The following is a 12,381-nucleotide window of genomic DNA, read 5'->3' as shown; positions in this document are numbered from 1 at the left end:
GCAGTGTAAAAAATGGTTTTTGTTTCTTCTGTACCGCCGCTCACTTCAATCCGGCTTAAGGCCTGGCGCCACTGGTTTTCTGCCTGTTTACGTACCCGGTCAAAATCCCAATCCGCTATCTCGGTCTTAAGATTCTTAATAGCTCCGGCCACATCCACAGCCGATATGGCTACCTTGACCAGCACCTGCTCTTTATCCTGCGTTTTAAACCGGACATAGGCCTTGATGTTTTGAGCGCGGGCCTCCATTAGCTCTGGTTTGAGAGTATCATTGACGGCCAGGACAAATTGTTCAAACGGTTTATTGAAATCAATGACAAAGTAAATATGTTGATCCTTGGCCCAACCATACGACAGACGGTAGCCAACCAATCGCCGGTCATTGATCTTCTTAATGTACAAATCCCGTACGCGATCCCAGTTGATGCCGTGTTTTAAATCAATGAGGACAAATGCGCTGTCAGTGGCCGGAAAGGTGTAGCGGTGGAAGCCGACACGCGGACTGGCTGTTAACTCTACTTTTACGCCATAGTCATCCAGCCACACCGCATAATAGCCCGGACGGGCCGTTTCCCGTTGATGGCTAAAGCGGGAACGGTAGCCGTCATCCGGATTTTCTCTGGTTCCGGGCTGCAGTTTAACGGTTCCCACCTGAGGCATGAGTAACACATCGCCATAATCACCAATGCCCGTTCCTGAAAGATGTGTGTGACTGAAGCCCATAATCGAGGAATCGCTGTAATGATAACCGGAACACCAGTTCCAGCCGGCTGTGTTCCCGTCTGGTGAAAGCTGCACCATTCCAAAGGGAACCGTTGCGCCGGGAAAGGTATGCCCGTTGCCGCCAGTGCCAATAAAAGGATCGACATATTGAATGATATCTTGCCGTTGTTGACAGGCCGTTATTAAATACAATGAAAAAACGACGGTTAAAAAGTTCAGCCAAAATATTTTCATTGGACGCAGTCTCCCTGTTTTTTTCTTCTGGCTTAATCTGTTTTTATTCCACAATAATTTCATCGATAAACAGCCACGATTTACCGCCGGCCGCCTGATGCCATTGTGGATTGTGTCCTACATTCTTGGCAATGATGCGTAAATAGCGCGCCTTCCGGTTGATTTGCTCCAATTTAAAAGGCACAATGCGCATGCCTCTGAAAGGACCGAATTGTTTATTGGTAATTTTACCTACGGTTTGAAAATGCTGCCCATCGTTTGAAGTCTGAACTTCCAGCCAAAGGGGACTAAAAATCCAGAACCCCTGATTTTCGTAAAAACGCAGACGTACGGTTTTTATGCCGGTCTGTTGGCCAAAATCAATGGTAGCCACCAAATCGTTTTCCTCAATGCCTTGCCAGCGCTGGTCTGTAAATTGCGTAGTGCCCAGCACGCCGTCCATCAACCCATTGGCCCCGGCAAATTTGTAACGGGGATGAAAATCGTATTTCAAACGCACAGCCGGAAATTCCGAATCGGCGCTCTTGCGGAAATGGCTCTTGATGAATTTTTCTTCCACGATTTCACTGTGCCGGCCGTTGAGCTCAGCAAACATTTTGAGGGTGGTCGTTTTTGTCAGAACAATAGGTTGCTCGTACAGCAGACCATTCGTGGTTGGCTGACTGCCATCCAGAGTGTAGTAGATGCGGGCCCGTGCATCAATGTGAGCTAATTGCAATGTAAATTCAGAAGAAAAAAGACGTACGTCGCTCATACAATAGGGTACAAAAAGGTAATCGCTTCCAATCGGCTTCAATTGCGGATCAATTACTGTCCTGGGCCAATTCTTCTCTTCCGCGGCCCATGAACGATTCGGCCTGTCAGACATTTCAAATTGTAACCGGCCACCACGCAAAATATCCTCTAAGGTAATGTACGATTTATTAAGCGCCTGCCCATTTAGCCGCGCACTTTTCACATAGATGTTTTGCGCGCTGTTGTTGGCCGCATTGATGACAAAGGTTTGACCATCTGGCAAATGCAGCCTGGCCGTTTTAAACAGTGGACTGCCCAATATGAATTGTCCTGAACCCGGTGTAACCGGATAAAAGCCCAGGGCGCTAAAAATGTACCAGGCCGACATCTGCCCGCAATCCTCATTGCCACACAGGCCTTCCGGTCCGCTGGTGTAGTAGGTGTCCATAATATGGCGAACGATTTTCTGCGTTTTGTAAGGCGCTCCGACAAAGTTGTAAAGATAGGGCGCATGATGGTCGGGTTCATTGCCCTGAGCATATTGTCCTACCAGGCCGGAAACGTCGGCTGGCAAATGTTCCTTGTTTTGCACTTCTGTGTTAAAAAAGGCGTCCAGCTTTTGCTCAAAAGCTCGCGTTCCTCCCATGGCACGAATTAAGCCGCTGATATCCTGCGGTACGAACCACAAATATTGCCAGGCATTGGCCTCGGTGTACTCGCCGGCGCCCAATCCGTAAGAATCCTCGGGATTAAACTGTCTTTTCCAGCGTCCGTCAAAATAGCGTCCGCGCATGAATCCGCTGGTTGAATCAAAGACATTCAAATAGTTCTTTGCCCGGCGTAAATAATAACGGTAGTCATCCATCTTCCCCGCCTTTTTGGCCAGCAGAGCAATACACCAATCGTCATAGGCGTACTCCAGAGTGCGCGAAACCGAGTCGTCTTCCCGATCCATGGGAATGAAGCCCATTTTTTTGTAATAATTCAGCCCCTGGTGATCCTGTTCTGCGCTGTGTTTCATGGCTTGCAGGGCGTGTTCCAGATGCGCATTACTGGCGCCGGAGAGTAAGGCATCGGCAATCACCGGTACCGCATGGTAGCCAATCATGGTCCAGGTTTCATTGGAGGCCAATTCCCAGACGGGCAAAAGTCCGCCCTCATCATATTTGGCCAGCAGAGTTTTGACAAAATCGTTATTCCTTTCTGGAATGAGTAAATTGAACAGCGGATGGGTCGCGCGGAAGGTGTCCCACAAGGAGAACAGGGTGTAATATTTAAAATCCCTGACTACATGAATCTTTTGATCCATTCCGCGGTAACGGCCATCCACATCGGTAAAAATATTGGGATGAATAAAGGCATGGTACAGAGCGGTGTAGAAAACGGTTTTCTGTTGCGCGGTGGCCCCGGCAATTTCAATTTTTCCCAGGATTTTATTCCATTGCTCACTGGCCTGGCGACGCACACGATCAAAATCCCAATGGCTTAACTCAGCAGTCAGATTTTTCCTGGCTCCCTGAGGATCAACTGCAGAGAGGGCCACCTTAATTAACAGCGGCCGGCCCTTTAAGGGACCAAAATCCAGCGCGGCTCTGACCTCCTTACCCCGAACTTCCTGCTGATCGTTTACGATTTGTCCATCTTTCTGAAAAACCACGCTTTGCACAGGAGTGGAAAACTGCATGACAAAATAGAGCCATTGATCTTTGGCCCAGCCCGCAGAACGACGCAACCCTTCCATTTCTGTGGGACTGATCTGACGCAGGTAACATGCACGCGCAGCATCGCCAATACCATGAACCAGATCGATCAATAGTTTGGCCGGCTGCTCATCCGCATATTCATAGCGGTGAAATCCCACATGCGCTGTGACGGTTAACTCGGCCTTTACCTGGTAATCTGTCAGAAAAACGCTGTAGAATCCGGGTTGGGCCACTTCCTGCTTTTTATCGATTCGACTGCGGTAGCCTTCATCCGGATGTTGTTTGCTGCCAGGGGTAAAATGAACGGCGCCGGTAAAAGGCATTAACAAAACATCCCCGTAATCGGCCCCGCCCGTACCGCTGAGATGCGTGTGGGAAAAACCTAAAATGTTGTCATCTTCGTAGCGGTAACCGGAGCAATAGTCCCAGCCTCTGGTATCGGCATCAGGACTCAATTGCACCATGCCAAAAGGCACGGTGGCTCCTGGAAAGGTGTGCCCGTTGCCCGAAGTCCCGATGAACGGATCCACATACTGCACAAAGTTTTTTTCCGCGCCAAACAAACCAAGACACCATAAAAAAGTGATGAATAAGCTCTTATTCATTGTATGACTCCTCTGTTTTGTTTCCATTTCCCGGCCATTCCCACCGAACATCAACAATAACCAACATCCCTGCAGGTTGATGGGGCTTCCTGCCCGGGCAGGAATGACGCTCAAACGTACGCTCTTTTCAGATGATCCATCCTGGTTTAATGGGGTAAGCGCCAAGCCTTTTCTGCAAGGCGCTTTCAGCTAATCGATTCGAAATTTCCCATGAGCAGAACGCTGTTGAAAGATTTCTGCCTCTCAAAAACCTCTTTCCCACCAGACGTCAGCAAGCGTCAGTAACCCGTGCTTTCAGCCGACCCTGCTCTTGCTGATTTGCCAATCACGTCCTCTCTAACCTTTTCCGTAAACACCTTAAATTTCCCTCTTCAAAAGGTCAGGATTATTTTCCTGCAGGGTTAAAATCAATTCTCCGAACAAGGTGTTAGCCCAGGCGAACCAGCTACGCGTGTACTTTTGCGGATCATCTTTATGAAACGCTTCGTGCATGAAGCCCGTGCCGGCATGCGTTTGTTTAAGCATTTTCAGACAGCTTAGAATCTCATTTTCATCATCGCTGGTCAGGGCACGCATGATGATGCTCATGGGCCAGATGTAATCCAGCCCGACATGCGGTCCGCCAATCCCTTCGCCCGCCTTGCCTTTAAAAAAGTAGGGATTGCCCGCGCTCAAAATGAGGCGACGTGTGTTGCGGTACACTTCATCTTCTTTTTCCACTATTCCCAGGTAAGGTAATGACAACAGTCCGGGTACATTGGCATCATCCATGAACAGATGGTTTCCAAAGCCGTCGATTTCGTAGGCCCAAACCCGGCCATGAAGCGGATGCTGCAGTAGCGCGTATTGCTTTAACAGGGTTTCAAGCTCGTCGGCAAATTGAGCAAAACGAGACGCCCAGGTGGCATCGTTCAACACGTCTTCAAAGATTTCTGCCATCTGCCGCAAGCTGCGTACGGCGAACCAGTTGGAAGGAATTAGAAAAGGAAAAATACAGGCATCATCCGAAGGACGGAACATGGAATGGATCAGGCCGATCTTGCGTGTGGGAAAACCGTAGCCGCCCATGGGTAGAGTATCGGTTGCCCTGGCTGTAACGCGCATGAAGCGGTAAGGCCCCGGGCCTTTTAAACGTTGTTGTTCCTTAAAAGTCTGGTAAATGCTTAAGGCCGCTTTTTTCCATTTTGTCCCAAAGACGGAAGTGTCTGCGGTGGTTTTCCAGTAACCGTAACTGAGGCGCATGGGATAGCACAGGGAGTCGATTTCCCACTTGCGCTCATGAATGCCGGGCTTCATGTCCGTTAGGTCTTTGGCCCACTCGCCCAGTTTGGGCTCATTGTAAAAGGCATTAGCGTACGGGTCCATTAAAATGAAATCGACCTGCCGGTTAATGACACCGGCGATCAGTGTTTTCAACTGTTCGTCCTGGCCGGCCAGTTTCAAATAAGGCCAAACCTGAGCCGACGAATCCCTAAGCCACATGGCCGGGATATCGCCTGTGATGACAAAGGTTTCCGGTCGGCCGTTGCACTCGGAATATTCCACGGTTGTGTCCAGCGTGTTGGGAAAACAATTCTCGAACATCCAGGCCAATTCTTTATCGGCCATGTTTGCTTTGGTCTGGCGGATGGTTTCTTCCACAGCCTGGCTGACGAACTTGCGGGCCTGTACAGGTGGCCGTCCTGATTTTAGGGAACGGGCCCCTGCCCATTGTGGCAGGCCAAGCATGCTTCCTGTCGCAAACAGACTACTCATTTTCAAAAATTGTCTGCGATCCATGCGATCCTCATTCAGTTTTTTCAAGCAGACTCAAACGATAAACAATCTCGTGGCGATAGATTTGGTCCGGCATCAGAACGATCATCGGAAAATGGGGATGATGCGGTGCATCCGGAAAGTGCTGGGTTTCCAGACAGAAGGCGCTGTGTTTTCCAAATTCCATCCCTTGTTTACCCGACGTATCGGCCAGCTGGTTTCCGGTGTACAACTGAAGACCGGGCGCACTGGTAAAGACTTCCAGCTTTCGACCGCTGTGCTCTTCCACAACTGTGGCCGCTTTAACCATGCGCTTGTTGGCCCGACGTAACACAAAATTGTGATCGTATCCGCCGGCTATGGTCATCTGTTCATCCCGACTGGCAAAATGTTTGCCAATCTCACGCAGTCGGGTAAAATCAAAGGCACTGCCCTGCACCGATCGAATTTCGCCAGTGGGGATCAAGCGTTCGTTCATGGGCGTAAAATAATCCGCTTCCAGTTTAAGCCGATGATTGTGAATCGTCTTCGAAAATTGGCCGGAAAGGTTGAAATAGGCGTGCTGGGTCATATTCACTATGGTAGGTTGATCTGTGCGCGCCTTAAATTCCACGTACAGGCTGTTGTCCTCACGCAAAACATAACGCGTTTCAAAATTGACCGATCCCGGGTAGCCTTCCTCGCCATCAGGCGAGCCCACGCTCAACAACACTTCCCTCTCCGAAATCTGCTCCATGATCCAGGCTTTGGCGTGTAAACCAAAGGTGCCTCCGTGCATGTGATCGTTGTGGGCATTAACGGTTAACTGGTAGGTTTTACCAAATAAAAAAAATCTTCCATCGGCAATTCGGTTGGCGCATCGGCCGATTACGGCCCCAACATAATAGGGGTCTTGAATGTAAGCATCCAGATCATCATAGCCTAAAACCACATCGCCAATATTTCCGTGGGCGTCGGGAAACAATAAGCTGACCACACGCGCGCCGTAATTGGTAACCTGCATTTGCAGGCCGTTTCCATTTTGTAAGGTTAACAGGTCAACATCAACTCCACGCAGTTTTTTTCGGAATCGTCTGGCGTCAACTAATTCCATGTAGGGCTCTTCCTCTCCTTTTCTTAAAAAAAGATTTTCAACGTTTTAATTTCAAAGGGTTCAAATTCCAGACGGACGATGGGGCCTATGGCATAGTTTTTCAGAGTGTGCCATTCCATTAAATCCGTTTCAACAATTTGTCTGGGCATTCGGTGAAAATTCAAATAGGTGTGGCTTTTCATGCCCCGCGCTTCGACCAGGCGCAGAATTAAACACTCCTCTTTTTCCGCCTTTTTTAAGGCTTCCAGATGTACGTACTGTCCGCTTAAACTCAGTGGAGGCAGCGCATCTTTTTCTTTTTTAAATCCCTCAAAAAGCACCGTCGGCTGGTTTAATTGCAAGGCCTCCTGCATTACATCGGAATGCACCAGGTCTCCGGTGTGGGGTAGCAGACTGTAAATAAAGACGTGCTCACCCAGATCGCATTCCGGATCGGGATAGGTAGGCGAACGGAGCAAATTTAAGTTTAATTCATTGTCATGTACTTTGTAGCCATATTTACAGTCATTCAACAGGGCCACTCCGTAATCCGGCTGAGAAAGATCGGCATATTTGTGTCCCACAACTTCAAAGCGGGCGCGCTCAAAAGCGGAATTGCGATGCGTCGGCCGGGAAAAATATCCGTAGGGAACATCAAACGTGGCATGCGCTGCATTGATATTCACGCGGAAAGCTACGCGCAACATCCGATGACGTTCGTTCCATTGCACGCGGGTTTCAAAATCCAGCCGTTTACTGTGTTCCCGTAAAAAAACCGTTTGCTCCATTGTAGAAGCCCCCATGCGGTATTTAAAACTCAGGGCTTTGCGCAAAGGTCCGGACTCCACCCGCTGATAAGCATGAGCCTCCACGATTTCCAGTAGTTGTTCTTCATAAAAGAGATCAATATTCCAGGCATCCCAGCTGTTGGGCCGGTCTTCAAAAAGTTGCAGCAGATTGCCGGGCAGGCCGGCTGAGAGAACCGGACGCTGCGCTTCCTTGTCAAAAGCCTCGATCAGTTTACCCGTCTGATCAAAACGGTAGCGAATGCGGGCATTTTCCAGAAGCAGATCATGCTGGCTGGTCTGGCTTTCATCTTGCTCTATATCAGGCGTATGGCGCCGGATATTTACAAACCCCAGAGCCGGCAATTGCAATTTGACCAGTGTCTTTCCGGCCGAACGCTGAAGAGGCAGAGGATTCTTGTTCTCATCCAGCGCGCCCTTCCAGTCCGCTGGCAAGGAAACCACCTCTTCGCAGGCAAAAGGCAAACTGTTAAAAGCCAGTAAATGGCTCGCATCTTTTTCAAACAAACGTTGTGCATTATCCTGAATCAACTTGTCCAGTTCCGAAAACATCCGATCGTATTCATCAAAGGCTGTACGATAGACCTCATGAATGCTGGAACCGGGAATAATGTCGTGGAACTGATTGACCAGCAATCGTTTCCAGTTTTTTTCAAGAAGATCGCGTGGATATGAATCCAGAGGTAAGCAAGCAGCCAGCATTTCAGCCAGCCGCAGTTTAAATTCCAGTTGACGATTGGCTTTTTTGGCACGGGCCTGAGAAGTAAACGTCCCGCGATGCGTTTCCAGATAGAGATCGCCTTTCCACAGCGGAAGCTCGGGGCGATAGGGTTCTACCGCCTTAAAAAAAGCATCTGCCCTGGAAAACTTTACCTTGGGCACGCCCTCTAAATTCTGCATTCGCAGGCCGTTTTCGATGTATTCTTCCTTTGGGCCTCCGCCCCCGTCGCCAATGCCAAACAGGGAAAGAAATTCGTCGGCAATATCTTTCTCCACAAAGTTGTCGCGACCTTTAATTAAAAAATCGGGCGACAGTGTACTGCGGTAGATGTTTTCCGGTGGAAAGTGCGCCAGCACTTCGCTGCCGTCAATACCCTGCCAGATGAACAGCGAATAGGGAAAATCATTGATCTGATTCCATGAGAGCTTTTGGGTTAAAAAGTATTCCACGCCGCTGCGTTTTAAAATCTGGGGTAAAGAAGGCGCAAAGCCAAAGCCATCGGGCAGCCAGACATTTTGGACATCAATGCCAAATTCATCTTTAAAAAAGTTTTTACCGTACAAAATCTGCCTGGTCAGCGATTCGCCCGAAAGCAAATTGCAATCGGCTTCCACCCACATGGCCCCCTGTACTTCCCAGCGGCCTTCTTTAACCTGCCGTTTAATGGCCTCAAATAGCGCAGGATAATGTTCTTTGACAAACACATAGTGTTGTGGTTGCGAAGCTCCAAACACATATTGCGGATATTTTTTTAACAGGGCCAATTGACTGGCAAAGGTTCGGCCGCATTTGCGGATCGTTTCATCCATGGGCCACAGCCAGGCCGTGTCAATGTGCGCATGCCCCACAGCATTAGCCGTAAGTTCGGTAGGGCAGGCCGGACTTCGCAGGACTTCGCGCAGCATGGATCGCGCTTCTTCTGTCCGGTTTACATCGTCAGCAAACGCTGCAAAGGCGCGATTGACTGCCTTTAAAATGCGGGCAAAACGAACAGAATGTTGTGGCAAATTTTTTAGAAGGCCCAATAAAACATCCAGATCCAGGGCCAGGTTCCACAAGCTTCGGTTAAAGGTGGATAGATGGGCGTATCGTACAACCGACTCATACGAGCCAGATCGGTCGCCATTTAACTCCTCTGCATTGAAAGAGCGATGAATGCCCAGAATGGCCGTAGAGGAGACTTCGATCCAGAGCTCAATCTGTTGTTCTTCAGTAGCTGGCAGGAAGAGCACATCTCTTTTGGCACTGGGGTCCAGTACCGAATAAGGCGAAATGCCCTGCAGCGCTTCCCCCTGCCGGTTAAAGACCAAGCCTTCCCCTCCCAGATTAATCCTGGCAACGATTTCCTGATCCGTCCAGTTTTTCGGGATTTGACCGGTTACATGAAACCAGGCCACCTGCCAGGCCTCTCCCCAATTTTGTCCAATACCCACTGGCGTAAACCGAAGCCTTTTAACCTGGTCAATGGGCAATATGTTTTGCCGTTGCACAAGCGTATATTCCAGCTGCAAAGGTACGCTTTGCGGGTAAAAAAATGATTCCAGCCGCTTACGGAAATTTTTAATGCGATCTAAATAGATGGTGATTTCATTGGGATGCATATTTAACTAACTCAATGTTTTATGGTACAAAAGCGCTGAATACTTCCAGAGTCTGGTCGCTTACCAATTTTATGAAACCGATCTCAGCCGGGATTAAAATGGACTGCCCTTTACGGATAGCTACCGTGTTTCCGTCATAAATCATCCGGCCCCCACCATTAACAACCATCATGATATGCACCGTCTGAATCGAAAAATCTGAGTTCTGATCCCGCTTCAGAAACAGGCGTTTGATGGCAAATTCCTCTGCCGGGGTCACATAGGTAAATTCTGCCTTCGCATCGCCCTGGTAAATTTCCACCGCACCGGTCTCATAGGTTAAAATGTCTATTAACGTTTGCACGTCCTTAAACTTAGGCGTTAAACCGGCGCGCACCACATTGTCGGAATTGGCCATGCATTCTACGATGTTGCCTTTTAAGTAAGCGTGTGGCACGCCAGCCTTTAAAAACACGCCCTGACCTTTTTTTAAATGCAGTAAATTCAAAAGGTAAATGGAAAGCAGGCCCACATCGCTGCCGTATTTTTTGCGCAGTTCTAAAAACAACGCATCCCGTTCCGCGCCCTCATCCTTTTGTAATATCTTTTGTTCAATGCTGGACAAAGTCTGTTCCAGACCGATCACATCTCTCTGGGATTTTAGCATCAACGTCTGAAAAAACTGCCTGAATTTCTGCTGCCCGTCATGTTCAAAATCCAGAGCGCGTTCCGGCTGACCAGCAAATTCGGCTATTTCCGGAAAGCGCTGCAAAACGGCGTTAATCTCATTCAGAGAGCGAAAGCCAACCAGCGCGCTTAGTTCGTCCAGCGCAACGGCAATTTCCGGTTTGTGGTTGTCGTCCGGGTAGTGTTCAGGGTCTTTCCGGTGCAGCGCTTTTGCCTGGCGTTTATTGGGATGAGCCTGAATGGAAAGCGCTTCGGCAGCAGACAATACTTTGAAAAGAAACGGCAGCTGAGGCCCAAAGCGTTCCACGACCTTTCTACCCAGAATCTGCTGTGGAAACTGTTTGATGAAAGCGTTTAAGGGAATAGTACGGCCTTCCACTTCAACTTCCGAAGGGGCATTGGGGTGGGTGCCCATCCACAACTCAGCGTACGGTTTATCGCGTTCAACCGGCATATTCAATAATCTAGGAATAAAGGCCTGTTCATTACACGTACCCCAGGAATAGTTTTGAATTTTATTGATCAAAAAATAGGGTCTGACTTTAAATGACACCATGTTAATGGGCTCGCCTCTCTTGTTCATCCAATTTTTAAATTTGTTGTAGGATTTTAAGATATTCCGGCTTTTTGATCAAATGATTATTGGCAAAAAAGGACACGCCTGCTGCACCACCCCTTTCGGCCAGGATCAGCGCTTTTTTCAGTTGCTCAGGTTTGATGTTCCTTAAAAATAGACCGGAAACGAGTTTACGTTTTTTGGGGATGGCAGAAGTCCCGGCCCGCGTCGCTTCCTCAATCCACTCCAGCGGTTGATTGTAAAACTGATGGTAGATCATAGGGAAGATGTAATCCAGAGGCCATTCTGCCCAATTTTGTCGTACGTATTTTCTGGCCAGCCGGGGCGTGGCAAAAACAGCGGCTGAGGCAATTTTACCCGCAGCCTGTACCTCAGCAGCCAATTCTTTCACGATGTCGGTAATCAGATTTTCCCGAAAGCGTTTCCATTCCATCTGTTCTGCTGCGCTCCGAATGTTTAGAGGATCCAGCCCGCTGCGCTCTTTGAATGCCTGGCGGCAGTCGTCACAATAACAATAATCGTATTGAGGTTCTTCGCTTGTTTGCTGCAGGTTGTATTTGGGTTGAATACCTTCCGGTAAAATCACGTCCGGAAAGCGGATGTAGTCGAAATGTACGCCGGCCAGCGCTTTATACTGCAAAAGGCCCCGCACCACACTTGCGATGTATTGGCGAACTTCCGTTCTGGAAGGACACAACCAGTTGTAATATCCCACGTAAGGCGGATGCGTGGCTGTAGATTGCCCCAGGCGATTGATTACGTACCACTCCGCATGCTTCTGAATTAAAACAGGCGAAGGATTGATCATGGTCCACATCCAGGCATGAACAGGCAGATCAAATTCAGCGGCTATGGGAAGCAGACGTTGCAGTAAATCACAATGTTTTGTGGCAAACAGATCGGCATTGAACCACTGATCTCGCCCGGTGTACACATTGAGCAGTATGGCAGAAATCCCCGCCTTTTTGAACCGCCTAAAAGTGTTACGCCATTCTTCATCTGAATTTTGACAATTGGCGTGAACCCACACCCAGTATTCAAAGCCTGCGGAATTGAACGCCAGACCCGCTGAAAAAGTCGTGCCTGTCAAAAACGCGCTCAAGGATATTAAAAATCTTCTTCTTCTCATTCACGTCCCTATTTTAAATGGATGTGAATAGCGCACACCCGTTGTGTACGACTAT

At 48.8% G+C, this 12,381-nt stretch carries 7 protein-coding genes; all 7 read right to left on the bottom strand.

The window, feature by feature from the left end; translation table 11 throughout:
* Positions 1–956 (bottom strand): GH92 family glycosyl hydrolase (locus ACWB0I_RS04755; RefSeq protein ID WP_479386892.1); only part of this gene is annotated, 956 nt, incomplete at its 3' end.
* Positions 957–999: 43 nt separating this feature from the next.
* Positions 1,000–3,999, bottom strand: coding sequence for a GH92 family glycosyl hydrolase (locus ACWB0I_RS04750; RefSeq protein WP_479386891.1), 3,000 nt, complete (start codon positions 3,997–3,999; stop codon positions 1,000–1,002).
* A gap of 357 nt (positions 4,000–4,356) precedes the next feature.
* Positions 4,357–5,778: a glycoside hydrolase family 125 protein gene (locus tag ACWB0I_RS04745; RefSeq protein WP_479386890.1), complete on the bottom strand. Its 1,422-nt coding sequence runs from the start codon at positions 5,776–5,778 to the stop codon at positions 4,357–4,359.
* Between the two features lie 7 nt (positions 5,779–5,785).
* The gene (locus tag ACWB0I_RS04740; protein WP_479386889.1) at positions 5,786–6,847 is read right to left on the bottom strand and encodes an aldose epimerase family protein; all 1,062 of its coding nucleotides are present in this window, start codon (positions 6,845–6,847) and stop codon (positions 5,786–5,788) included.
* Positions 6,848–6,870: 23 nt separating this feature from the next.
* Positions 6,871–9,954: an alpha-mannosidase gene (locus ACWB0I_RS04735; protein ID WP_479386888.1), complete on the bottom strand. Its 3,084-nt coding sequence runs from the start codon at positions 9,952–9,954 to the stop codon at positions 6,871–6,873.
* A 19-nt stretch (positions 9,955–9,973) separates the two neighbouring features.
* On the bottom strand, positions 9,974–11,176 hold the full coding sequence (manA, locus tag ACWB0I_RS04730; protein WP_479386887.1) for a mannose-6-phosphate isomerase, class I: 1,203 nt from the start codon (positions 11,174–11,176) through the stop codon (positions 9,974–9,976).
* A gap of 34 nt (positions 11,177–11,210) precedes the next feature.
* Positions 11,211–12,326 carry a glycoside hydrolase family 10-like protein gene (locus tag ACWB0I_RS04725; protein WP_479386886.1) on the bottom strand — a complete coding sequence of 372 codons (1,116 nt, stop codon included), beginning with the start codon at positions 12,324–12,326 and terminating at the stop codon, positions 11,211–11,213.
* Between the last annotated feature and the right edge of the window lie 55 nt (positions 12,327–12,381).

This window comes from Caldithrix sp. (assembly GCF_056497305.1).
The sequence above is the reverse complement of the archived record's forward strand: the minus strand, read 5'-3'. Positions and strand labels throughout refer to the sequence as shown.